This is a genomic window from Alteromonas sp. ABH4_453 (assembly GCF_056160665.1).
The window spans coordinates 356352-380769 of sequence record NZ_JBSWXP010000005.1; the positions used below are offsets into that span (position 1 = coordinate 356352).

Below are 24418 nucleotides of genomic sequence, written 5' to 3' on the forward strand. Positions count from 1 at the left end.
TGTAGCATCAGTCGACTAGGTCTTTAGGCATTTCATCGCGAATAGCCTGCCACACCTTGCCACTTTCAATACCGTAGTTTCTAACTACCACTGGTACTCTGTCGTACTCGCCCTTCTCTGCTACTTCAAGCAAATCTGCGTAATACTTCATCGCAATATCTCGGGCCGGTTGATGTGAAAAGAAATAACCGCCGATGCGCGAATATAGTCCGCGGAAACCATTCATCATTAAGACAAATACGTTATTGTTTGAAGCGAGCGCTAGGTCGTGAGTCATTTGATAATCGAATTGAGCAAACGCCAAGCCTTCTTGCTCTACATTTTTGTATCTAGCAATGATGTCTGCAGACGCTTGAGGATTGTTACGAATGGCACCTCGAATGAAAACTGCACTTAAATTCGTGCGAGCGGCAAGCAGATTATCTACCAATTCCGGAATACCTTCTTGATCCAAGCGAGCAAGTGTCTCGAGAATGTTAAGACCGCAGGTTTCCCAGAAATTATTTACCTTAGTTGGCTTGCCGTGCTGAATGGTCAACCAGCCATCACGAGCTAAACGTTGTAGCACTTCTCTTAACGTAGTTCGCGTTACACCAATTAACTCAGAAAGCTCTCTTTCTGCAGGCAAAATGGTGCCAGGTGGAAATCGTCCACTCCAAATAGATTCAACAATATACTCTTCGGCGAATCCGGCTGGACTCTGTGCCTTATAAATCATAACTAATCGCCTGCACGTTCTTGTTATTTTGCAACTGATTGTACCAGATGCTGTTTTATTATCACAATGAATAATGCTTCGTCCACAAAAGCTTTTAACAACTTGTTAATATTAAAGTGGTATTTCAGACACTGCGCAGCGTCCGCCGTATAATTTATGTTCGAAACATTCTGCATTTTTACATTCAATGATAATTATCATCAAAAAAGTGATAAATATTCAGTGACTTTCACATGGTGGGGTCTGTGAATTGCTTTCTCAAGGCGGTAATATCATGTACGCTTAATTTCCGACTATAATGACAGCTACAAAACGGCGGTTAGACGAATTAAATCGTATAGCACCAGCAGTTTATGTATGCAATAACCGGAACTACACAGTATAAAGATGCGCAAAATGCGTACTTTGTTGTAAAAGGAACAGGAACTCATGCAAACCTCAATGATCGCGGCGATCTATAAGAACTTCCTGGGACACGCGCCCGACTGGTATAAAAAAACCATTATTGCCTTTCTCATTGTTAATCCCTTCATCTTCATGGTGGACCCATATATTGCTGGCTGGACTCTTGTCATTCAGTTTATTTTCACGCTAGCAATGGCGCTTAAATGTTACCCGCTTCAGCCAGGTGGGCTGCTTCTTATTGAAGCCATGTTTATCGGCATGACAACACCCGGTCACATGATGCATGAGATTGAAGTGAACTTAGAGGTACTGCTACTGCTTGTTTTCATGGTTGCAGGCATCTACTTCATGAAAGATTTACTTATGTACCTATTTACCAAATTGGTTATTAAGGTACGCAATAAGCTGATACTGTCGCTTTCATTTATTTTTGCCTCTGCGTTTTTATCTGCATTCCTAGATGCGCTAACGGTCGTGGCGGTAATCATCAGTGTAGGCTTGGGCTTTTATTCTATTTATCACAAAGTGGCGTCGGGCAAAGAGTTTCACTCAGATCACGACCACACCAGTGATGACGAATTGGGAAGTCACGACTTAGAAGACTTCAGAGCGTTCTTGCGCAACCTAATGATGCACTCTGCGGTTGGTACTGCTCTGGGTGGAGTAATGACCATGGTAGGTGAACCCCAAAACCTTATTATTGCTGACAAAGCAGGTTGGGATTTTGTAGAGTTCTTTATCCGTATGGCCCCTGTTACACTGCCTGTTTTCGTATTCGGCTTGTTGACAACAATTGTTCTTGAAAAGACGGGTACATTTTCTTATGGCGCCAAGTTGCCATCTGCAGTTAGGCAGATTTTGGTCGACTACAACGACCACATGGACAAAGGTCGCAGTAAGCGTGAAACCGCAAAATTAGTAGTGCAAGCACTAATTGGTGTTTGGTTGATAATCGGCTTAGCTACGCACATGGCGTCGGTGGGTCTTATCGGTCTGTCTGTTATTGTTCTTGCCACATCGATGAGCGGCGTAATCGAAGAGCATGCGCTAGGAAAAGCATTCGAAGAAGCACTGCCCTTCGCAGCACTACTTTGTGTTTTCTTTGGTGTAGTTGCGGTTATTATTGACCAAGGCCTATTCCAGCCAGTTATCCATTGGGTACTGTCGTTTGAAGGCGAAACGCAGATGGTCATGTTCTATCTTGCCAATGGTGTTCTTTCGATGGTGAGTGACAACGTATTCGTAGGCTCGGTGTATATCACTGAGGTAACGGCTGCGCTGCAAGCAGGTCAAATTACTCGTGACCAATACGATATGCTTGCGGTAGCAATTAACACAGGTACAAACTTACCTAGTGTTGCAACGCCAAATGGTCAAGCGGCATTCCTATTCTTGCTAACCTCAGCCATCGCACCTCTACTTCGTTTGTCATACGGCCGCATGGTTATGATGGCGTTGCCATATACGATAGTACTTACTATTGTTGGTCTGGTAGCGACCTATATTGGGCTTGCAGATGCTACTCAGTGGCTATACGACTTGCATCTTATTGAGCACCACACTGCAGCTGAAGCAGGCGCACAAGCGGTAGGCCATTAATCTATGCGCGGTATCATTCACGGCATAAGCCAGTGGGCAGAGCACAAGTCTTCGTGGCTTGTGCTTTTTGCTACATCACTAGCATTGGAAGTTGCCGCCCTGTACTTCCAATATGGCATGGGCTTGAAACCCTGCATTATGTGTATTTATCAGCGAACTGCTATGTACGGCATTGTGTTGTCGGCACTTATAGTGGTTTTAAAAAACAACGGATTCACCCGAATGCTTGGCTTTGCTGGTTGGGCGGTCTCTTCAGGCTGGGGCTATTTAATTGCCAAAGAGCATGTAGGCATTCTAAACGCTGCCAACCCGTTTTTTGCCAGCTGTGAAATAGTGCCTAACTTTCCTTCATGGTTACAGCTTCATGAGTGGCTGCCCGCAGTGTTTGCTGCTGAGGGTGACTGTTTAGAAGACTCGTGGCAGTTTTTGTCTATGGGCATGGCTGAGTGGATGCAAATTATCTTTGCAGTTTACTTTGTTGTATTTGCTGTTGTATTTGCGTGTCGCTTGCTGGATAAGAAACCCTTTTGATCGATTTATCCATCTTACCCTCTCGCCTACCTCCTATACAGTCGGAGCAAGGCCCAATTAGCATTCAGCGTATCGCAGAGAAACATTGCGATGCGCTGTGTGATGCGGGCCAACAATCTATTCACCATGTAAAGCCTTGGTTCGGCTCTGCGGTGTGCCCTGTCACGCCAGCATTGTCAAAGCTATGTATTAATAATATGGAGAAAGCCCGTCAGACGGGTTACGGTCTTACCTATTTGTTAATGCATGACGAAAAATGTTTGGGCATGGGTATTATCAATCATATTCATCACACCCATTTAACCGCAAACCTCGGCTACTGGTTAAGACCCGACGCTTGCGGTAGAGGCTTAGCGACGGCGCTTTGTGAAGCGCTAAAAAAGCTCGCATTCTCGCAAATGAATCTGCACCGACTAGAGTGCTTTGTTGAACCAAACAATAAAGCGAGTATGCGTGTTGCCGAGCGAATTGGTGGAGTGAAAGAAGGGCTGTGTAGAAAACGCGTATTTGGAAGAGACGCGCTTCTTTATGCACTAACTACCTAATCAGCTTAAACGTGTAATCAAGCTACTAACAGCCCCAATATTCTCTTCTTATGTGGCAGTGCTTTTTTATTATCTGTAATTACTCTTAGAAAGAGTACATTATCCCCGTATAGGCGTACATGGAATCGTCGGGGTATGCGCCAGTTTCTAACGCATCACCTTTAGCAAGGTATGCACCGCCTAGTTCGAATCTTAATGGTGCAGATGCTTGATATCGTAAGCGAAACTCTATTTGGTGCCCTAAAAAGTCTTCTTCACCTTCAGCCACTTTTTGAAGCCACAGTCCTTTGTACCCCAGCATCAGCGTGTTATCGTCATTTAGCTTTGTAACGCCTCTTAGCCCCGGTGCCAATACATTGCTACGAGGAAATGTTTGGTAAACGTCCGTAGGGCCGAAATCAAACCGCCGTAAACCATAAAGAGAGTCAAAGGCTTTTATGGTGTCGTCAGTACTATTATTATCACCACTTGCTGCATCAATTTCTGCTCTAATAAAAGTACTAGCACTGATTTGCTTGCCGATGTGACTATGTATCATCCAAGAAGTAACGTTTTTATCATCTATGTCAGATGTCGATGTAGACTGCCTTGCCTGACCAGTTTGCCCTATCGCTTCTATATTATATTTCCAATTTTCTAAAAAGGTCTTCGAATAATCCACCGACAAGGTAAACAGGTCGCGATTTTTTGTCGCTAGCTCTTCTGAGTCAGATTCTTTCAGCCAGTAGCTGTGTACTTTCCAAGTGTTATCCTCTGATTCAGCATAGACGCCATAAAATTTTTGATTGCTATAACTTTTATCAAAAGCGCGTTTATTACTATCGATTGATGCTGAATCGATAGGAAAACGAGAAAGCGGCAATAAATAGAAACCACGAACATGCCACCCAGACCAAGTTGCATCTATTAGTGCACCTTCAAAGCTATTCGTAGCGTTTCTGAATCGTGTGCGCCCAATCAGTCGGCGACTGCCGTGATCTAGTGTTACACGTCCAATAGTTAAGCTATTTATAGCCTCGCTAATACCCTTGTAAGTGATGTACAACTGTACTGGCTCAAGCGTATTCACCTGCGAAGATTTGAGAGTGGGATCATTCTCGTCGAGATAAGCCCTGGAGTCCTCAATCTCAGCGACAGCCCCCCAATTTCCATAGTTGGCTTCGCCTTTTAACCTAATTCGGGTTGAAAGGCGTTGATTTGTTTTAGCCCGAATGTTTTCGTCTGTAGGAAAGATTGGATTATTAAGCGTTTCATAACGAACTCTAACCGAACCGCTGTAATTAATATCTAGGCTTTCTGCTTTTAATGATGTGCCTATACAAGTTGTGGCTACCAATAATATCGAAGCACTAGCCCTCAATTTACTCATCTTTAAGCCTTTGAAAATCGGGTAAGAAAAGCGTAAGTATAAGCGAGTCAATCGCATTTCACTTACGCTCTTTAGTCTAAAATCAAAATTAACAAAGGTGAGGTGTTGAACTTATGTAGTCACAACTCGCAGGGTTTAATCTAAATCTTCTAACGGCCAAATGGCGATATAATCTTCAAAATTGTTGAGATCCACATCACTTTCAAACACCGTTTTGTTCCGTACCGACATACCCTTTGCGTGCATTACATTTTTCTTACCCTTGTTCAACAAGGGGTGCCATGAGGGTATACCCCGCCCTTCATAAAGGCGTCGATAAGTGCAGCTGTTAGGCATAAAGAAAATATCTTTGAGGTTTTCTTTAGTCAGCTTCACGCAATCGGGTACAAGCTCAGTGCGTCTTGCATATTGAGTACATTCACACTTTTTCGTATTCAAATACGTGCAAACAATATTGGTATAGTGAATCTTTTCATTATCATTAATATGATCGGTAACTTCGTATTCTTCTACCGCGTCATCATCAATAAACTTTTGCAGACAACATTTACCGCAACCATCACAAAGTGATTCCCATTCCTGTTGGGTCATGTCTTCTAAAGATTTAGTTTCCCAAAATGCTACTGTCATTCAGCTATCACCTTTGTGCACAACGATAGGAGGCCTTCTAACGATGCCTCTACCCTATCTGCAGGGCTAAGTTTACCTACGCCTTTAGGCGTGCCCGTAAGGATCACATCGCCACTGTCCAACGTAAATATAGATGACATATGGGCAATTAGCGGAATGATTTTGTGTAGCATGAGTTCGGTATGCCCCTGCTGCCTGACCTCTCCATTTATGGTTAAGGTAAAGCGCAAGTCATCGAGGTTACCTACTTCACTGTACGGCACAAACCCTGAAAGCGGTGCACTGTTATCAAAAGACTTGGCCCTTTCCCATGGCTGCCCCTGCTTCTTCAGCTCGGCCTGCACTTCGCGAAGGGTTAAATCAAGTCCCAAACCAATTCCCCAAATGGCGTTCATTACGTCATTCTCATTGGCATTTTTAAGCGGTGACTTTAGCAGTACTGACACTTCAAGCTCGTTATGACACTCGCCTTTATCGGTGGGAATAGCGATATGCTCATGCATATAACATAAGGCTGCTTTCGGCTTCATAAATAGCAGCGGTGCTTCAGACACCGTAGAGTTCATTTCTTGAATGTGATCAAGGTAGTTTCGACCTATACAAACCACTTTACTTGTAGGTAACGCTATTTCATTACCTTGAAAATCGATGTGACGATAAGTCATTAGTAACCTCGCTTTATCCGCTCTGATAAATACCCCACCGACACACCAAAGTATGATGAGCGGTTCCATTTCATCAGCGTGTGAAAATTGTTATACACCAAATAGATTCGACCTTGTTCACCATCGGGCATAATGAGCGAAGCTGTGACATCTACATTGGGGAGTCCAGTGCCGTTATAGCGTTTAACGCCATTTGAGCTCCAAAAAGATAGCGGCTTCATATTAGATTTCGCGAGGCCTGAAAAGGGTACAGGTTGAGTGAGAGTGACTTGGCGCCCCCACGTCCCTTCACTATCCCATCCTTCAGAGGATAAGTAGTTGGCGATTGATGCAAATACATCAGCCTTGGTGCCCCAAATATCTTTTCTGCCGTCGCCGTCGTAATCTACCGCGTAGTTTAAAAAGGATATAGGCATAAACTGTGTTTGTCCCATAGCACCGGCCCAAGAGCCTTTGAACGCCTCTACGTCGATGTGTCCTTCACTAAGTATGCGAAGTGCGGCAAAAAAATTGTCTTTAAACAGTTTTTCTCGACGTCCTTCGTACGCTAATGATGCTAACGCAGACAACACGCTAAAATTGCCCTGAATTTTTCCAAAATTAGACTCGTTACCCCACAAAGCGACAATAAACCGAGCCTGAACCCCATATTTTTGGGCAATTTCTTCAAGCAGCTCTTTGTGTTCGTTGTACTGTCCTACCGCTTGCTTTACTTTCCAATCTGGCACTCGCGTTGCCAAATAGTCATCTAAAGTGATTTTTTTCTCTGGCTGGCTTTTATCAGATTTAACGACGGTAGGTCTAAAGGAGATATCAGCAAACGCCTTCTCTAGCTTTGCCTTGTCCATACCTTTGGCAGCCGCTTCGTCTTTAAGCTGGGCGACATAGCGTTTAAAGCCTTCTTCGTTAAGCCCCTTTTCACTAATAAGCTTGTTTTCAGCGTGAACAGTTAGTGAAAAACCTAATGTTATACTTAATAAGAGAGCAACGATTTTGAACGGCTTATCGAGGAACCTGCAGCTAGCGCGCTTATTGTGAACCGCCAAACGAGCGACTAAGCGGTTTATCATTTTTACTAACATGAATATTTAAAACTTTTTATCCGGAGTTTTTGAAAGTCCAAGAGATTCGCGATGCTGCTCTAACAGGTTGTCTTCCTTAGGTGGCATCTGCAGGTAAAAACCTTTTTCAGTAAGTTCATCGATAAGCTTTTGCTTATCGACCATACCCAGTTTTTCCCGTTTTTCTAAAGCGATAATGGTCACTAATTCTGGGCGACCAAAGGTTTCCATTAGCGCTTCGGGCACATCTTCGAAATGATCTTTTTTTGGCACATATAAATACATGCCTTCTTTTTTTCGCGTTTTATAAACTGCGCATAACATAAATGATTTACTCGCTTTGTAATGAGTGCGGTCGTGAAAATTTTCACTTTTTTACGCCCGCGATGTTTTGTAGAAAGTTACTGGGCAGGCGCGTCGCCTAACAGTCGGGTTACGTGAGGACGAAACAATGGCTCACGCCAAGTAGATAGCACATCAGGCGTTAACCCTTGTACGCGGGTCTCATCTACCTGAAACCAGTACCATTTTAACAATTGATTTAACTGTTTTTTAGAGGCAATAACGTCACTATTAACGTTGTTATCTTTTGCAATTTGATCACTAATTACTTTAAGTTCGGCAAGGGTTTTCTTGTATTTAGCAATATCGATAAGCCGCAGCACAACAGGTAACCGTAGCTTCTCTGGCGTTTGCGCATACTTCGCTCTTGCTTCTTCAATTAGTGTAATAATAGTATCGCCATAGCGACGTACCGATTGGTGATTCACGCCGTTAATGCGCGAAAGGCCAGATTTACTATCAATCAGACGCTGCGCCGCTTCAAATAAATGGCCTTCTTTGAAAACAAAGTTTAGCGCCAAGTCTTTCTTGCGTGCCGTATTTAAACGCCATGCGGCCAGCGCTTGTAATACGGTGAGCTGCTCGCTGTTTAATCGCCAGTTGTTCTTAATGCTTAGATAAGCAAAATCTTCAGGCATTTGGGCACGCTTTTTATCTACTAGCAACGCTATTTCTTGGTAAATCCAATGCACTTTGCCCGCTTCTTGCACTTTACTGGCTAGCTGTTGGTAACATGGCAATAAGTACAATACATCGTTTGCGGCATAACTCAGTTGCGATTCGCGAAGGGGTCTCGCTATCCAGTCTGTTCGCGACTCTCCTTTATCTAGCGTTATATCACATAGCAGCTCTACTAATTTTGCGTAGCCAAGTGACGGCCCCATATCCAAAATACTACCCGCCAACTGTGTATCGAAAACGGGTGTTGGTACCGTGTCGAAGGCTGTGAGAAATGCCTCTATATCTTCTGAACACGAATGCAGTACTTTTACTACTTCAGTATTTTCCATAAGCTCGATAAACGGGCGCATGTTGTCGATGGCAAGCGGGTCGATAAGAACCAGTTGATGGCCGTCGTAAAGCTGAATCAGGCCTAAGTGAGGCGTAAGGGTACGGGTCCTTACAAATTCGGTGTCTAAGGCTACCGCCTCTTGACGCTGTGCTGCAGTGCACACTTTTTCAAGTTGTTCAGATGATGTAATTAATTGATATTGCATATTTTTGCACAGTAATAAAAAAGCCGGCTTACGCCGGCTTTTACAAAACTATTTCTATGAAATTAGTCTCGAAGCTCCCGACGCAGTATTTTACCTACATTGGTTTTTGGTAAGTCGTCTTTGAAAACAACTTGCTTAGGCACTTTGTAACCCGTTAGGTGATTACGACAGTGCGCGATAACGTCTTTTTCAGTGAGTGAGTCGTCGTTTCGTACTACGAATAATTTCACCACTTCACCGCTGACCTCGTGAGGAACCCCAACTGCCGCAGCCTCAACAATGTTGTCATGCATTGCAGCTACTTCTTCAATTTCGTTAGGGAACACATTAAAGCCTGAGACTAGGATCATATCCTTTTTACGGTCAACAATATAGAAGTAACCTTCATCATCTACCGTAGCAATGTCACCTGTGGCTAACCAACCGTCTTTCAGAATTTCTTCTGTTGCTTCTGGACGATTCAAATACCCTTTCATCACCTGAGGGCCTTTCACCCACATTTCACCAGGCTCGCCTTTCTCAACTGGATTACCATCGTCATCGAGAAGCTTGATGTCTGTTGAAGGAACCGGCATTCCGATTGCGCCCTTATAGGCTTCAATCTGTGGAGGGTTTACCGCAACAACAGGTGAACACTCTGTCAGGCCGTAACCTTCAAGAAGCACGGTACCAGTAACCTTTTCCCATTTTTCGGCAACGGGGCGCTGAACTGCCATGCCGCCGCCTAGACCAAACTTAAACTTGCTAAAATCAAGCTCGCTGAACCCCGGCGTATTTAACAGGCCATTAAATAAGGTGTTCACGCCAGGCAAAATGGTAAACGGATATTTGCTAAGCTCGTTTACAAAAGCCGGCATGTCGCGTGGATTGGTAATAAGTAAGTTCCGGCAACCGTATTTAACGAACATCAAGCAGTTCGCCAGAAGCGCAAAGATGTGATAAAGCGGAAGCGCAGTAACAACAAAGTCTTCGCCTTCTTCAATCACGGTTTCAAGAATACCTGACACTTGTTCTAGGTTGGCCACCATGTTGCGATGAGTAAGCATAGCTCCTTTAGAAACACCGGTCGTTCCACCTGTGTATTGAAGGAAGGCTAAATCGCCACTGTCGATGTCTGGGCGCGTGTACTTGAGAGACTGACCTGTTTTAACCGCCGACATAAATGAAGTCGTTTCAGGCAGGTTGAATGAAGGAACCATCTTTTTAACGTACTTCACAACCGCGTTCACCACCCAACGCTTAGGAGCAGGCAACATATCACCCAATGCCGTCAAAAAGACTTCTTGTAGGTTAGTATCTCCGATAACCTCTTCAAGAGTGCAAGCAAAGTTCTCGACAATGACGATAGCTTTAGCGTTGGCATCGTTTAACTGATGTTTCAACTCGCGGGCGGTGTAAAGCGGGTTAACGTTAACCACAACCATACCTGCACGCAATATCCCAAACATAGCCACAGGATACTGAAGGAGGTTAGGCATCATAATTGCCACAGCATCACCGCGTTTTAAGCCGCTAGACTGTAAGTATGCAGCAAACTGCGCTGATAAGGTATCTAGCTCCTCAAACGAAATTGAGTGCCCCATGTTAATGAAGGCTTCTTTGTTTTTAAACTTCTTAACCGACTGCTCAAAAATGTCTACTACAGATGCGTAACGATCGGCATCGATTTCTGCGGAAACGCGAGGGTCGTAATGCTTAAGCCAGGTTTTTTCCACCAAAACCTCCTCTACTTTATTCTTATACTATTTAATGAGCACTTTAGAAGACATGCCCAAGTAACTGGTCTGATAACTTGCGAATAGTATAGGAAGTGTAAAAAAAAATAAACGGCACAATTTACAATTGCTCAACAAAATTGCGAATTAATAGGCCTACATCATCAGTATTTTCCATGTGAATGTGATGGCCGCCTACTAATTGTTCGTATTGAGCATTTAAGAACCACCCTTTCCTTTCTGGAAAGACCGTCTCTAGTTTTTTGAAGCTATTGGATGCACCGAAAAAAAGTACAGGACATACAATAGCACGCATTAGAGATTCTGCTTGCTTTTCTGTTAGTCTAAGCGATGATTTTGTGCGAAGTTTTGGGTCGCTCGCCCAGAAACAATGCCCTCCTGCATCTTGGGTTAAGTTTCGAGACAATATTGAACGCGCGTGATCTTCTGAAATGTCTGAAATTTTGCATCTCGCTTTTACGGCATCTTCTAAATCAACGATCCGCAACTCATTACGGGATTTGGCATGACGGCTGATAATAGACTCTCGCATTTGCGATGCGGTAGTCTCTTCACTTTCTGTAAGCGGGCCACATGCGTCAATACTAATCACGGCAGAGATTTTATTTGGGAAGAGCGCAGCAAATAAGCTAGCCAGGATTCCACCAAGTGAGTGCCCTAGTAGAATAACCTCTTCCCAGTTTTGAGATTCAATTAAGGCGTATAAGTCTTGCAAGTAATCCGCTTGATTGTAATGCGCGCCATGAACTCGATGAGATGAACGCCCATGCCCTGCTAAGTCAATTGCAACAAAGCGGTGGGTTTGTAGGTAAGGCGCTAGCAGCCTTAAGCTTTCTGCGTTATCCAAGTACCCGTGCAAACCGATAACAACTTTGCCAGCACCTTGGTTGTCTAACGCAGCTAGGCGTAATGATCCAATATTGAACTCTGTTTCAATCATAAAACTCCATACAGGCAAATAGTTGCCGCCTCCTTTTACACCTATCTTCCGCCGAAAATAAAAAAGCGGCAATTAGATGCCGCTCTGTTTCTTGATACTATTTTTGTTTATCAGCACGCAAAGGCTGCGCTGTCGACTTTGTTCTGGAGTTACTCGCCCCTGAATTGCGCGATGGTAACTTAGCTTTGCTAGGCGCGTTTTGATAACGGATAACTCGAGTTCGATTAAAGTGCGGGTACATCCAAGGGCCATTGAAGCGATAAAATGGTGAGTACCAACCTGTATGGTAATTGAAGAAATAAGTGTTTACATCGTAAACCTCTTGTTTTCTCCACATATGATAATCATCAGCAATAATAGTAGGATAAATATATGGCTGTTCGCCCACCATACCCGCTGTTGGCGAAGTTATACTGCCCAAAAATGTTGCAGAGCGTCCTTCTTCAAAAACAATAGGGTCAACAAAACCGTCTATTTGAACTTTGAATCGACCCGACGTTTCGCCGTTCGTAGAAGGTTTACCGTAGTGGTTCAAGGGGAAGTGAGCAAGTTCTATAAGAGTCTTATTAGGTTTATTTTCAACACCAACAATCATCCCTCCCCAACGCGCCTTTTGACCTTGCGCATTAGCACCCGAAGTGACCGCTTTAGAGTAGCTGACTAACTGGGTACCCTCTGGTACATCGATACTTTCTGGAACTATGGTACAGCCAGTAAACAACATGACCGTAAGTAAAACTAAATAACGAGACATTAAAGCGCTCCTGTGAACCCTAGAAAAATTTTGCGCTTGTATGGATTACAAATAAAACGCCAAGTGTTCCAAATGAAATCCACATGCGGCACTACATCTAAAAACTCTAATATACTTTTACGTATCTCTTTCAGTTACAAAGAAAAACCGCACTCCAGCACTTAAACATTAGCATTATTACGAAACGACAACCACTGTCGTTCAACTTATCTGCTTCATAAACAAGAAAGCGTGTAAATACAAAACATAGATTAGAGCAGATATAATAGGAGTTTGTTCAAAACTGTTTGTGAAATTTAACAATTCGTTAGAATTAGTTTGTAAGTAAAAAGCAATGGCGTGTGGAGAGTTATGCGTAAATATCTACGCCGAACATTGATTGGATAGATTCACGTTGCTGTTGTTTTTCAAAACTGGTGTAAGAGGCTATTGCATTTTGAGAATAGGTATTGCCATCCTCGCGGATAAATTGCTGGTAGGCCTTCGCGTTATCGGTACCCTGTTCATCAGGCGCAACAACGATCGCCCTTATCGACGATTCATTCTGCCCCTTATTTTGCTGTTCGGGGTCTTTGCTGATCTTTGCAACTCGTCCTTGCGAAGGTTCAGAGGACGGTAATGCGAAATTATTATTGATAATCATACGAGATTGCTAAGGCAAAAAACGTACCATACAAGAGAAAACCGTTGTGTTGCGTTCGCTTTAATACGGTACGTTTTTTAGTGCTTCTACTCTCTTCCCGGTAACTTTTTCCACGTTACTTTATCGCGTAAATAAACAGGCTGTATATTCACGGCTTCAGACACTTCACCTAAGTCATAAGCATCGTGTGCAAGCTTAAGCATGAATTGCGCGTTTGGAAGTGTAACATCGCACGTTGTTTCACCAATGACTTCAGACTTCCATTGAGTAAGCTCATCATAAGCAGACCAGCCTGTTCCAACTGCAATCACAGCCGCGCTATTTTCTTCCGTTAGCATGTTTAGTTGGTCAATAGCCACTTCGGGCGGACAAACTTGCTCTTCTATAGTGAGAGAAACACCTTCTTCTGTCTGCCTATAAACAGCAAAATACACTTCACCCATACGCGCATCTGACGCAACAGCGATCATCGCCTCTCGGTTTTCAGCTTTATTCGCCACTTCATACGCCATCGCCTCAAGGGTACTTACGCCGGCGACTTTTAACCCCGTTCCTAGCGCAAGCCCTTGGATCATACCCGTAGCTATACGAACTCCAGTAAAGCTGCCTGGACCTCGACCAAAAGCCAATAAATCTAGGTCGCCCAGCGAAACTTTTGCTTCTTTTAACACCTCATCCACCATGGGTAGAAGACGCTGGCTATGCTGCTGAGGGCATATTTCGAAACGCGTAATCACTGTGTCGTTGAACTGAAGCGCAACCGAACAGGCTTCGGTTGCGGTATCTATAGCTAAAATGTTCATGTTTATCTCTTATTTCATATAAGCTGAAAATGGGCTAATGGTGTAATACACGCTAACCGCTTTTTCAGTGCTTTAACTTAGGCTTCATCAATGCCGGCTAAAAATTTTTCTACTTCGTCCAAGCTTCTTGTACGCCTCATATCTGGCAAACTACCAACGAAGGTTTTGGCGTAAGGTTTCGTCACTAATCGATTGTCACATATTACCAGTACGCCTTTATCTGATGGATCTCGAATGAGTCGCCCAGCCCCCTGCTTTAACGTAATAACAGCTTGGGGAATTTGGATAACGCCAAAAGGATTTGCGCCTCGTTTCTTTACATCTTCCATGCGCGCTTGAAGCAGCGGGTCATCGGGTGACGCAAACGGCAGCTTATCAATCATCACGCAAACCAAGTCGTTGCCGCGTACGTCGACCCCTTCCCAAAATGCGCCTGTGCCCATTAGTACGGCTTTTTCATCTGCAAGGTAGGCATCCAACAATGCTTGCTTAGTGGTAGTCCCTTGCACCAGTAGCGGGTTGTCTATCTCATCTTCTAACTTCTGCGCAATTTCCCTAAGCATGGCATGACTGGTAAACAGTAAGAAACATCTACCTCGACTTGCTTTGATTAGCCGCTTAGCTGTTTCTAACAAGGTTTCGCGCATAGCGTAGCTATTTGGTTCTGGTAGATAGCGGGGCACGCATAGCATGGCCTGTTCGGGATAATTAAACGGGCTATCCAAACCCAACGTTTCAGCATCTTCTAAGCCCATGCGGCGCTGAAAGTGATCAAAACCGCCGTTTACCATTAAGGTTGCCGAGGTAAAAATCCATCCTCGCGGCGGCGATGATACAAAACGCCTAAATTTAGCTGCTATTGATAAGGGCGTTAAATGCATAATGAGGTGACGCTGAGTCGTTTCATACCACAAACTTACATTTTCTTGCTTATTATCGCTTAACGCATCTAACTGCTCTCTTGCAGCCACAACACGTTCGTACATGTTGTCTAAATCTTTATCGCGACCAATATGTAACTTGCACACCTCATGCAGTACACCTAGCGCTTCGGCCAGCTTGCCCACCTGCATACGCACGTCGTCACGGTCTAGTGCCTCGGCCCAGTTGCCGCGTTCAGCCGTATCCGGGAACAATAAACGCAAATCAGAGGCTATCATTCTGCATTTGTCAGCCGCTTTATCTAACTGCCCCGCATCTTTCAAAACCGTTCTGAACAAGAGCGTAATATCTTTCGCAATGTCGTGAATTTGTCTTGTCGAAAGTGACTCACCAAAGTAATCACTCGCAATATCAGGGATTTGATGGGCTTCATCAAAAATAATTGCGTCAGCTTCAGGAATGAGCTCGCCAAACCCTGTGTCTTTAAGTGCCATGTCTGCAAAGAAAAGGTGGTGATTAACTACGATAATATCTGCTTCCAGCGCCTTTCTGCGCGCTTTTACCAAGTAGCAATCTTCATAATCTGGGCAATCTCGGCCCAGACAGTTATCCACTGTAGAGGTAACAAGCGGCAAAACACGGGCATCTTCGGGAAGGGTTTTAAGCTCACCCATGTCACCTGTTTTGGTAGTACTAGACCAGCGTTTTACTTCTGAAAGCTGACCCAGTACCTCTTTTTCAACCAGAGTAGAATTACCGCTGTGCTGCGCTACCCGGTGAAGGCAAAGATAGTTTGAACGGCCTTTTAACAGTGCAGTTTTTCGCTTGCTGCCCAGGGCCTTTTTTACCAGAGGTAGGTCACGGTGAAATAGCTGTTCTTGTAAGTTTTTAGTCCCTGTAGAAACAATGGCTTTTCCGTCGCTCAACAATGCTGGAGCGAGATAAGCGAAAGTCTTTCCCGTTCCCGTACCTGCCTCTACTATTAAACTACCTGTGGTATCAATAGCGCGCTTAACCGCCTTTGCCATTTCAGTTTGAGCTTCGCGAGGTACAAACCCCTTGATAGCACCTGCAAGGAGGCCATCTGAAGAGAATACATTATTTATTGTTGGCATGGTTTAAGCGCTGTCTTTACTTTTCTCGTTTGGGCCACGCATTATGCCAAAAAGCCTTTGGAATGCCCATTAAAGGTTTGCACTTTAGCGTCGTCCTCTTCCATTCATTTGCCTAGCTTAATAGTTAAATTACGAAAAGCATGAAGCGCTTAACTTCACTTATCGAGCAACACAAATGTTAAATTTTTGATGAAAAGAATTTATCTTCCAGAACAAAAGAATTTGCTTTTTAAACTTAATACTTAGGCGCAAAATCCAGCGCGTAAATGTTTACACTCAACTATTTAACGAGGTAATTATGAAAGGTTTACGCTTTATAGGTTTAGGCTTAGTAGGTTTAAGCGCAATGGCGTTCTCTGTAATTGCAGCTGCATCAGGAGAAGCACCTGCGGAGCTAGTAGCTGAACTAACTCAGTTCTGTAAAGAAATTGCTGAAGAAGAAGGCACAAAAGGCAAGTCGGAAGACGCATTTGTATTAGAGTGCGTAAATGATGAGCTAGAAGCTGAAGGTTACCAAAAGCTGAAATCTTTAAACTAATCTAATAAGATGAGTTACTGATTCACTTTATCTGAATTGATAAACGAGCCTCGCCAGAAATGACGGGGCTTTTTTGTGCTTTCTTTTTTTGAAATGAGCACATTATTTGGCCTTGCTTTTTACATGCCTTTTCGAGTTTTTCTGTCTTATATAGCGGAGCATGCAAAGGTGGCTTTAATCGAATAAATCAGCGTTCAAAAAACGCATCAACCAAATCGGCCAGTGACTCCTCTAACTCTTCTTCAAAAGCGTCGATATCAATGCCAAAGCTATCCATATATTTAGCCGCATTGTCACGGGAAAGTACGGCGTTTTTTATCTGAAATTCAAGCTCGGGCAGTGTCTTGTCGTAGCGGGGCTTAATAGTCCATCTCAAGCAATGACCATTGTTGTCCTTTAGCTTTTTTTTGGCAAATACACAAAACTCCTCGACATAGTCTGCACCTTGCGGCCCAAGACACCCCGGTTCTATGCGGTACATTACCAGCAGTTTTTTGTATAGCGGAAGTCGCGTTTCCATTACATCTTCTAATAGCTCAAAGATTTGATTATCGGAAAATTTTAGAAATTTTACCAGCCAAGTAAGGGGTGAATGCGAGAAATTTCACACTCCCCCGTATCATTACTCTGCAAGCTCAGGATCTTTTATGAACAAGATATCCATGATGATTGCAGGATCCCACTCCCGCATCTCTGCTTCGCATTTCAGTCGAATTTCGTCTAACTCACTGATCGTTGCAATCGAGAATGCGTCATCCACTATAATGTGGACTAACAGATAGACATCCCTACCCCGCTTACTAATTCGCACTTCCACATGTTCGTATGGTACGTCGGCCAATGTCTTTTTGAACTTCTTTTCAATTATTGCGGATATTGCTTCAGGAGGCGCCTTATTAATGACCTCGTTAAGACTTTCACGCAGAATTTTAAAAGGCACTGGCAACATTGCTGAGCCAAGAATAATTAATAATACAGGGTCAACGTATGGCGACAGCCTTCTATATTCCGTTAATTCAAGCCCGTAGGCTAAAATAAAAGCGAACAAGATGGATGCACTTAGCACGCCGTCTATCATCCAAGTGTGAGAATCCACTTTTACTAAGTCGGACAGTAAATGCTTACCTTTTACTCGCATGTAAAGAGAGATACTAAAACAGCCAACCGTTGCCACTACACCGTAGACCATACCGATGCCATACTCAGCAGCATGCCCACCTGCTAATAAACTCTGAACAGAGCTCGCGACGGCATACACACACGTGGCAATGATAATAAGCGACTTAAACATGTTGAGCGTGGGCTCGATTGCCGTGTAACCAAAGTGAAATCGGTCATCGTCAGGGCGTTGAACCAAGTTAGCCACTTTAAGCGTTAGCATTGACATAATAAAAGCGATTAACGAGTAGGAGGCATCAAATAAAATAGCGCCTGAGCTCGTTAAAATGGCAAAACCAAGCGCAATTACGACAAACGCGCCGGCAATATAAAAAGAAAGCGTTAATAGTCGCTTTTCTTCAAGGTGATGGAAGCCAATGTCCATGAAAATCACATCGAAATTAAGGTGCGCGGATTCTACTCCGATATAAAAAAAAAAATAGTGCTTTGAACAAAAATATTGCTATTTTTTTAACCAATTCAGTGTTAAACAGCGCCTATATAATTTCGACTTAACGCAATGCGTTTTAAGCCCCTATTTTAAACTATGAAAATTGTCCGCCACCCTTCTAGAAAAGTTACTTTGATGTTGATGAAAGCGGACAGGAAATTGAACAGGCTTTTTCTATTGGGCTTGCTTATGCGGGCCATTCTCTAATGGTGCCAGAGAAGTTCAGCTATCAAGTACTGCCGCACTTAAACGATCGTTATGCGCTTGTAAACACGCGTCACAGTTTATCTCACTTAACTTGTATTATTTTTGTTAAAAATAACGAGTAACTTTTGCATAAAATTCTATAGTTCTCACAATTTCGCCTGCCTCCCCGAGCCACTTAAAAAACCCAACACATTGATTTAAATCAATTTTATTTTAATGGCATACACTATGAATAACTCTTTGTGAATTCTCTCCTCCGTTTTTAAGCAGTATGGAGGCCAAAAACCAAGGAGTAAGATATGAAAAAGTTAACTATTGCTACATTAATTAGTGCCGCTCTTTCTGCTGGTGCATTTGCTGGCAACGACATGGAGAAAATCGACACAACGTTCGTCGATTTAGACAACGATGACAACGGCTACATCTCGCGGGAAGAAGCAGACGACGATGAGATTTATGCGCATTTCTCTAAAATTGATGCTAATTCAGATATGCAGCTTTCGATTGAAGAGTTTAACACTCATGTTATGAAGCACCCTCAACACTTCGATGATGAAGTGCTTGCGACTGTAAAATCGATGAAACAAAGCATGGGTAAAAAAGGTTCGATGGAAACGGAAGTGAAAGTTGATACCGATGTAGATGAAGTCGTTGCAGCTACGAAAGACAAAAGGTTGACACACGAGTTAAGAGCCGAAACTGAGCTAAAAGCGAATGGAGACTTAAAAAAGACGAAAGTTGAAAAAGTCACGAAAGATACGGTTGTTAACGATAAAACAGTTATCGCTGACGAAGCGGTGGTCGCGCGTAGTGAATTTGAAATGATGGACGCGAACAACGATGGCGAGCTTACTAAAGCCGAAGCTTCAAGAAGTGGTGTTACCCGCGACTTCGATAAAATTGACCTTAATGATGATGAACTTATTACGCATACTGAATTTAAGCGTTATCACAGTATGTCTGAAAGTGACTTGAGTGATAACTCTGAAGAGTAATGACTAAGTAATACAAGGGCCGCATGCGCGGCTCTTTTTTGTTTTAACAGCTTGTTTTGTACACATCTCTTCAATGTTGTACATGACAAGAGCTTTCTTTAGCAGTTAATCGCTTTATCGAAGAGGGAATTTTTATGTTAGCTTCCACAGGAATTAAAGGCCTACTTGCGTATCGAGCGCTGCGAAAAATGAAGGGACACAGTGCTAACACAGCACAAAATGAAAAAAACGTCCTTACATCTAGCACTTTGAGCAACGCGACAACGCCGCCATCCGTTGTCGCTATTACGGGCTCAGCTTACGCCATATCTAAAATGACTCATGCACCACAACTGCAGCGCTTTCTTTTGAAGTCGACGCTGTCAGCTTCAGTGGCGGGCTTACTTAACGCAGGGCTTAAGCGTTGCATACGCCGTATCTAAACTCGAAAAACCCATTGAAGATGACGTTGAAAGTCTGAAGCAAACCTCTTACCGACCGAATATAATTAAATAATACTAATCACGAAAATACAGTTTAGAGCGTGTCCCCTCACTTGTTTAGTAGGAAACATGCTTACATACGGTGTGTTATTTAAGCATCTAACTTTCGGGTGTGGACATTATCACTTCCTCGATTTCACTGTTACCGCTTAAGCGTGCGAGGTCGATCAGATAGCCTTTTTCTAGCTTATCCAAAGCGTGTCCTTTAAGTCGTGCTTTAACCTCTTTTACATCCCCATTGGCGATAGAAGTCTTAAGCGCAGCATGATTGTTTATAGAGCGGTCTTCATTCTTTTCAATTGAATCATTTGTAGTCATAGTTCGTCCTTAATTTTTGCTTGGTAAGAGATGAAAAATTTTGTTTATCTTTTGTAGTAAAAGACTAGGACAAACGATCAACGCTTCAAGCCACCCATATTTCAAACTGCCAAGGTGCAAGTTTACAGACAGAATCAGATTCAAAACTTTGCTTCTCGTCACGCTCCCAGTGCGCATACTCACCTTCAAATAATGGTTCTTCAAACGTTACTTCAAGCTGATCGTTCGAGAAATTAATTATGACGAACACTTTTTCATTTTCACTACAACGTACAAAGCTAAAAACCTCACCCATCTTAGAGTTAGGCACCTGAATCATTCTTGCCCCGTACTCTCCATTCCCTAGCACGGCTTTGGACTTTTTAAGGGCAATTAGCTTGCGGTACAAGTTGCCTATTTCATGTTCTTGCCACTGTATAGGATCTCGCTCAAAGAACGCTAAACGTTTGATTTCCCCAGCTTCTTGCCCATTGTGAATGAGCGGCATACCTTCACCGATCACCGACAACGCAATGCATGCTTCAAGCGCATCACCAAATTGTTCGCGCTGTGTGCCATCCCAAGCATTTTTGTCATGATTACTAACGAAGGTCATTCTATAGGCGGAGTGAGGCCAGCTGCGTTCGTTCCAAGAATAATACTTGCGCAACCTATCTAGTGAGCACTTTCCATGAGCGAGTTCATGCAATGTTTCATTCCAACTCCACGCGTAAGTCATATTGAACGCATTTTCGTGAAGGTCGCGATTCTCCCACTCAGCCAACATAAAGACAGGTCTGATTGCGTTTAATGTTTCAACAGCTTGACGCCAGAAGTCGTTAGGCACATAGCCTGCTACGTCACAACGAAAGCCGTCGATATCAAATTTTTCAACCCAGTAACACAAAGCATTAATCATGTATTTGCGAAGGCCAATTTGCTCATAATCGAATTCAATAATATCGCTCCAATCCCACCACGGCGAGGGACGAAAATCGCCCTTGTAATCTTTGGCGTACCATTCGGGATGTTGTTCAACCAGTGGATTATCCCATGCGCTGTGATTTGGCACCCAGTCTATAATGACTTTCAGCGAAAGTCGGTGGGCTTCTTCCACCAGCGCCTTAAAGTCTTCTTCGCTACCAAATTCTGGATTAATGGCCAAATAGTCTTTAACGGCATAGGGGCTGCCAAGCTCGCCTTTTCTGTTTTTTTCACCAATAGGATGTATCGGCATAAGCCAAACAATATCCGCGCCGAGGGATTTAATATGCGCAAGACCCTTCCTTACTCCTTCAAAAGTTCCTTCTTCTGAAAATTGTCGGGTGTTGACCTGATAAATAACCGCATGAGATGACCATTTAGGCTGAAGCACGTTATAGCGTTTCTGGGGAACAGGATTGATATCCATATTATCTTTCCTTATCGAGATAAGCGTTTAGAAGAAGAACCTTAATAGTGAGCGTTACCATGCACTATGTTACTTTTAGGCTTTAAATTGCAGCAAGCTGGACTGCTAACTATGACAAGCTCATGACTTAAATAGGTAAACTTGTAACTCCTAAAATTAGTACCCACATACCGAAAAAAAGTTTTAGACGCTGAACAGAAAATGCCAAAACTATATATTTGGCAATCATTCCACCTATCATAGCGCCCGCGCCAGCAAACAAAACGACCTGCCACACCACTGATTCGCCAATAAAAGCATGGTATGGCAACGCAGACCACACGGTAAAAGCAGATAGAATAACGGCTACAGCGATAGACATAGTGACATTAAAGCCACGAATAATTAAATAAACCGCCACTAACTCACCCACTCCCACTGAAAGCCAAGCTGTAATACCCCCCCCTACAAAACCAATGAAAGGTAAAAACACTAAATCCTTTGTTTGTAAATCCTTATCAAAATGAGTGCGCTTCATTAATGGAACAGACGCAAAAATGGCAATGGCTAATAAAATAGAAAACCCGCCGAAAGCAATGTGAAGGTTATTGGCACCGCCCCATAATTGCGCTAAAAACAATTGGCTTTGCGACGAATATTGCGCGAACCCTATACCACAAATAGATGAAGGAACGGTTAGCATGAGAGCGCTCGGCAATGCATTCCAGTAGTCATCGTGTTTGTGCTGTTTTTTATAATACGCTGCCCAGGTCAATGCCCCCGCAGTCATGCCGCAGCATTGAATAGCAAAGCTGGTTGCCACTACGCTTTGCGATGAAAATGACAGGTAATTGAAAAATGGAACGAACACCACGCCACCGCCGGCTCCAGTGGCGTTCGCAAATATAGCACCTATCACACCAAGAACACTGAAAAGGCCGAACTCTTTAACAAGTTCAATAGGTGAAGGCTGCGCTAATAAAAGGCTACACCAAATAAGAAGAAATAGAACAAAAATTGATTTGCTAGGTTGGCGCTTTAATAAAGAGATCACACACGTCCTTACGACAAAACTATGATAATTGTTAAAAAATAAACTCGCTTGGTACATTAACTATTCGCATCAGTACATTTTTCAAACTATTGTTAGCTCATAACGTATAAGTTTTTACTTACACAATTATCATATACAGTACTTTGTAAAATATGGTTGAAGTATCTACATTTGAGCAGCAGGTGCAACTGCATCTTTCGCCAAACCGCTCAGCAACTTGGCAGCAAACTAAATATCTTATTACCGCTTTTGCCGTTTTCATTAGCTCGATAGCCATTGCTTGGTCAATAGTGGGAGCGTGGGTCATCCTCCCATTTGCTGGAATAGAGGTAGGCCTATTAGCACTAATTATGTACTTGGTGTCTAAAGCCACCTATCGATGGGAAACCATTTTAATTTCGGCTGACCGTATCCTTATATCCTGCTCGAACGGCACTAGCTTATGCTTCCCACGTCCAGATACCTCCTTGTTCTACCAAAAGGACACAAGTCTAAAACGTATTTCACGGTTAATTTTACAAACTTCTATGCAGCAATTTGAGCTGGGCGCATTTTTAAACTCGGAAGACAAAAAGCTAGTACACGATAACTTGCATAGGGCCGGGGTCATGGTATGCACCAACAAATGGTGGTAAAGCTCGTTGTCTTATTTTGCTTCTGACAAACTTTCTTCTGTTTCCTTTTTCTAGGTACTGGTGATTGATGGTGAGAACCTTTATGACACAAAATTAATGATCATTGTGGCCGTTTTCGACTAATTAGATATAAGACGCAGCCAAAGTTAGCTGCGACCTAACGAGGGCTATTTTATGAATTTATATATTGAATCATTAGAAGGTGGTAACTACCTTGCTGCTACAGGCATGGGTGCATCACGCAGTTTAGTTAGAGATAAAAAGTCGCAACCTAAAACGTTTCACTGCTTGAATGAAATTAGAGAACATTTCGACTCACAAGCATTTGAGCACGTTTGGCTTCGCCAGAGTACTCCGTATGAAGAAATGGTCGGTCAAACCGATCATCCCGGTGCGCTAGAGCTTGAAATAGAATGGTGAATGCTGACTGTTAGCGAACCCAACTTGGGCTAAAATTAATAGCACGAAGCCACCGATTCACCAAAGGCGCCTACTATTTGATATATGCCTGCTCCACTTAGCACATTTTTTGCGTACAACTCATGTAACGTAAATGAAAACGGTATTTTGTTGAATTAAACGCGTTAGAAAATGTCTTTTATCGCAATTGGTAAAATACCGACATGCTAAGGAGAATTACATGAAAATTAGTAAGTTAGCGATTAAGTCTGCATTTTTTGCAGCTGTTTTGGCTTTAACAGCTTGCGCCTCTATGGGAGATGGTACTGTTGCTGAAAAGCAACAAGCTATTTTAGATATGCAAGAAAATGCGCTTACGCGCCTTTATACAGAGAAGCCAGACACGCGCTCGCAAATAAAGGACGCAGCTGGCTATGCCGTATTCACAAACGCCAACATTAACGTATTTTTCGTGGCCGCAGGCACCGGCTACGGTGTGGTAAACAATAACGTTACTGGCGCAAAAACATATATGAATATGGCTGAAGGCGGTGTTGGCTTAGGATTAGGCGCTAAAGATTATCGTATTGTTATGGTCTTCCATACTCAAAAAGCGATGAATCATTTCATTGAAAATGGTTGGACCGTCGGTGGTAACGCAGATGTGGCAGCGAAAGCAGGCAATAAAGGCGCGTCTGCTGAAGGCGAAGGTTACCTTGGTAATGTAACGGTTTACACTATGACTGAAAGCGGTCTTACATTGCAGGCCACTGTAAAAGGCACGAAATTTTGGGTAGATAAAGAACTAAACTAATGCAGCTCTAACTATTCCTAATCATATTAGCGATTAGTGCTCC

General features: G+C 43.2%; 27 protein-coding genes. 9 read left to right on the forward strand and 18 right to left on the reverse strand.

Translation table 11 applies throughout. From position 1 onward, the window contains the following. Window positions 1-7: 7 nt before the first annotated feature. Window positions 8-718: a fatty acid metabolism transcriptional regulator FadR gene (gene fadR / locus ACXAGV_RS12305; RefSeq protein WP_474873515.1), complete on the reverse strand. Its 711-nt coding sequence runs from the start codon at window positions 716-718 to the stop codon at window positions 8-10. A gap of 429 nt (window positions 719-1147) precedes the next feature. Here fadR and nhaB point away from each other — a divergent pair, with 429 nt between their 5' ends. The 3 genes from nhaB to ACXAGV_RS12320 are packed head-to-tail and all read left to right on the forward strand — an operon-like array spanning window position 1148 to window position 3798. After that, a complete protein-coding gene (nhaB, locus tag ACXAGV_RS12310; RefSeq protein WP_474873516.1) occupies window positions 1148-2722 on the forward strand; it encodes a sodium/proton antiporter NhaB in 1575 nt (524 codons plus the stop codon). Window positions 2723-2725: 3 nt separating this feature from the next. Beyond that, complete coding sequence (dsbB, locus tag ACXAGV_RS12315) at window positions 2726-3253, forward strand: disulfide bond formation protein DsbB (protein WP_474873517.1); 528 nt, start codon at window positions 2726-2728, stop codon at window positions 3251-3253. Beyond that, window positions 3250-3798 (forward strand): GNAT family N-acetyltransferase, encoded by a 549-nt coding sequence (locus ACXAGV_RS12320; RefSeq protein WP_474873518.1) that lies wholly within the window; start codon window positions 3250-3252, stop codon window positions 3796-3798. Before dsbB ends, ACXAGV_RS12320 begins: the two co-directional genes overlap by 4 nt. Window positions 3799-3883: 85 nt before the next feature. Here ACXAGV_RS12320 and ACXAGV_RS12325 read toward each other — a convergent pair whose 3' ends face one another. From ACXAGV_RS12325 to ACXAGV_RS12380, 12 genes are all read right to left on the reverse strand, one after another. Further along, window positions 3884-5167, reverse strand: coding sequence for an alginate export family protein (locus tag ACXAGV_RS12325; RefSeq protein WP_474873519.1), 1284 nt, complete (start codon window positions 5165-5167; stop codon window positions 3884-3886). A gap of 135 nt (window positions 5168-5302) precedes the next feature. After that, the gene (locus ACXAGV_RS12330; RefSeq protein ID WP_474873520.1) at window positions 5303-5797 is read right to left on the reverse strand and encodes a YcgN family cysteine cluster protein; all 495 of its coding nucleotides are present in this window, start codon (window positions 5795-5797) and stop codon (window positions 5303-5305) included. Further along, window positions 5794-6462, reverse strand: coding sequence for a fumarylacetoacetate hydrolase family protein (locus tag ACXAGV_RS12335; protein WP_474873521.1), 669 nt, complete (start codon window positions 6460-6462; stop codon window positions 5794-5796). The genes ACXAGV_RS12330 and ACXAGV_RS12335 overlap by 4 nt, the downstream gene beginning before the upstream one ends. Next, entirely contained in the window at window positions 6462-7544 is a 1083-nt protein-coding gene (locus ACXAGV_RS12340) for a lytic murein transglycosylase (protein ID WP_474873522.1), read from the reverse strand. The genes ACXAGV_RS12335 and ACXAGV_RS12340 overlap by 1 nt, the downstream gene beginning before the upstream one ends. Window positions 7545-7550: 6 nt before the next feature. Continuing rightward, window positions 7551-7847 carry a YcgL domain-containing protein gene (locus ACXAGV_RS12345; protein ID WP_474857122.1) on the reverse strand — a complete coding sequence of 99 codons (297 nt, stop codon included), beginning with the start codon at window positions 7845-7847 and terminating at the stop codon, window positions 7551-7553. A gap of 77 nt (window positions 7848-7924) precedes the next feature. Further along, the gene (gene rnd / locus ACXAGV_RS12350) at window positions 7925-9082 is read right to left on the reverse strand and encodes a ribonuclease D (RefSeq protein WP_474873523.1); all 1158 of its coding nucleotides are present in this window, start codon (window positions 9080-9082) and stop codon (window positions 7925-7927) included. Window positions 9083-9144: 62 nt separating this feature from the next. Continuing rightward, the gene (fadD, locus tag ACXAGV_RS12355) at window positions 9145-10797 is read right to left on the reverse strand and encodes a long-chain-fatty-acid--CoA ligase FadD (RefSeq protein ID WP_474873524.1); all 1653 of its coding nucleotides are present in this window, start codon (window positions 10795-10797) and stop codon (window positions 9145-9147) included. A 121-nt stretch (window positions 10798-10918) separates the two neighbouring features. Further along, a complete protein-coding gene (locus ACXAGV_RS12360; RefSeq protein WP_474873525.1) occupies window positions 10919-11758 on the reverse strand; it encodes an alpha/beta fold hydrolase in 840 nt (279 codons plus the stop codon). 97 nt (window positions 11759-11855) lie between these two features. Further along, the gene (locus ACXAGV_RS12365) at window positions 11856-12512 is read right to left on the reverse strand and encodes a Slp family lipoprotein (RefSeq protein ID WP_474873526.1); all 657 of its coding nucleotides are present in this window, start codon (window positions 12510-12512) and stop codon (window positions 11856-11858) included. Window positions 12513-12861: 349 nt separating this feature from the next. Then, complete coding sequence (locus ACXAGV_RS12370; RefSeq protein ID WP_474873527.1) at window positions 12862-13155, reverse strand: hypothetical protein; 294 nt, start codon at window positions 13153-13155, stop codon at window positions 12862-12864. Between the two features lie 86 nt (window positions 13156-13241). Beyond that, window positions 13242-13958 (reverse strand): tRNA (adenosine(37)-N6)-threonylcarbamoyltransferase complex dimerization subunit type 1 TsaB, encoded by a 717-nt coding sequence (tsaB, locus tag ACXAGV_RS12375; protein WP_474873528.1) that lies wholly within the window; start codon window positions 13956-13958, stop codon window positions 13242-13244. A 77-nt stretch (window positions 13959-14035) separates the two neighbouring features. Continuing rightward, window positions 14036-15955: an ATP-dependent DNA helicase gene (locus ACXAGV_RS12380; RefSeq protein WP_474873529.1), complete on the reverse strand. Its 1920-nt coding sequence runs from the start codon at window positions 15953-15955 to the stop codon at window positions 14036-14038. Between the two features lie 298 nt (window positions 15956-16253). On the opposite strand from ACXAGV_RS12380, the gene ACXAGV_RS12385 reads away from it, so the two are divergent. Next, window positions 16254-16493: a hypothetical protein gene (locus tag ACXAGV_RS12385; protein WP_474873530.1), complete on the forward strand. Its 240-nt coding sequence runs from the start codon at window positions 16254-16256 to the stop codon at window positions 16491-16493. Between the two features lie 187 nt (window positions 16494-16680). Here the strand turns inward: ACXAGV_RS12385 and ACXAGV_RS12390 are convergent, their stop codons facing one another. Together ACXAGV_RS12390 and ACXAGV_RS12395 are read right to left on the reverse strand one after the other, a co-directional pair. Next, window positions 16681-17013: a hypothetical protein gene (locus ACXAGV_RS12390; protein WP_025255750.1), complete on the reverse strand. Its 333-nt coding sequence runs from the start codon at window positions 17011-17013 to the stop codon at window positions 16681-16683. Window positions 17014-17115: 102 nt separating this feature from the next. Further along, window positions 17116-18036, reverse strand: coding sequence for a cation diffusion facilitator family transporter (locus ACXAGV_RS12395; RefSeq protein WP_474873531.1), 921 nt, complete (start codon window positions 18034-18036; stop codon window positions 17116-17118). A 572-nt stretch (window positions 18037-18608) separates the two neighbouring features. Here ACXAGV_RS12395 and ACXAGV_RS12400 point away from each other — a divergent pair. Both ACXAGV_RS12400 and ACXAGV_RS12405 read left to right on the forward strand, forming a co-directional pair. Further along, entirely contained in the window at window positions 18609-19304 is a 696-nt protein-coding gene (locus ACXAGV_RS12400) for an EF-hand domain-containing protein (protein ID WP_474873532.1), read from the forward strand. A gap of 134 nt (window positions 19305-19438) precedes the next feature. Further along, on the forward strand, window positions 19439-19726 hold the full coding sequence (locus ACXAGV_RS12405) for a hypothetical protein (RefSeq protein WP_474873533.1): 288 nt from the start codon (window positions 19439-19441) through the stop codon (window positions 19724-19726). A 159-nt stretch (window positions 19727-19885) separates the two neighbouring features. Here the strand turns inward: ACXAGV_RS12405 and ACXAGV_RS12410 are convergent, their stop codons facing one another. The 3 genes from ACXAGV_RS12410 to ACXAGV_RS12420 form a co-directional block, all read right to left on the reverse strand. Continuing rightward, the gene (locus ACXAGV_RS12410; RefSeq protein ID WP_474873534.1) at window positions 19886-20104 is read right to left on the reverse strand and encodes a hypothetical protein; all 219 of its coding nucleotides are present in this window, start codon (window positions 20102-20104) and stop codon (window positions 19886-19888) included. Between the two features lie 85 nt (window positions 20105-20189). Then, on the reverse strand, window positions 20190-21494 hold the full coding sequence (locus tag ACXAGV_RS12415) for an alpha-amylase family glycosyl hydrolase (protein ID WP_474873535.1): 1305 nt from the start codon (window positions 21492-21494) through the stop codon (window positions 20190-20192). 127 nt (window positions 21495-21621) lie between these two features. Beyond that, window positions 21622-22527 (reverse strand): sulfite exporter TauE/SafE family protein, encoded by a 906-nt coding sequence (locus ACXAGV_RS12420; protein ID WP_474873536.1) that lies wholly within the window; start codon window positions 22525-22527, stop codon window positions 21622-21624. A 152-nt stretch (window positions 22528-22679) separates the two neighbouring features. On the opposite strand from ACXAGV_RS12420, the gene ACXAGV_RS12425 reads away from it, so the two are divergent. From ACXAGV_RS12425 to ACXAGV_RS12435, 3 genes are all read left to right on the forward strand, one after another. Beyond that, window positions 22680-23162, forward strand: a complete 483-nt coding sequence (locus ACXAGV_RS12425) for a DUF2244 domain-containing protein (protein WP_474873537.1) — start codon at window positions 22680-22682, stop codon at window positions 23160-23162. Between the two features lie 174 nt (window positions 23163-23336). Beyond that, window positions 23337-23582 carry a DUF6482 family protein gene (locus ACXAGV_RS12430; protein ID WP_179983935.1) on the forward strand — a complete coding sequence of 82 codons (246 nt, stop codon included), beginning with the start codon at window positions 23337-23339 and terminating at the stop codon, window positions 23580-23582. 220 nt (window positions 23583-23802) lie between these two features. After that, complete coding sequence (locus ACXAGV_RS12435) at window positions 23803-24375, forward strand: lipid-binding SYLF domain-containing protein (protein ID WP_474873538.1); 573 nt, start codon at window positions 23803-23805, stop codon at window positions 24373-24375. Window positions 24376-24418 lie beyond the last annotated feature (43 nt).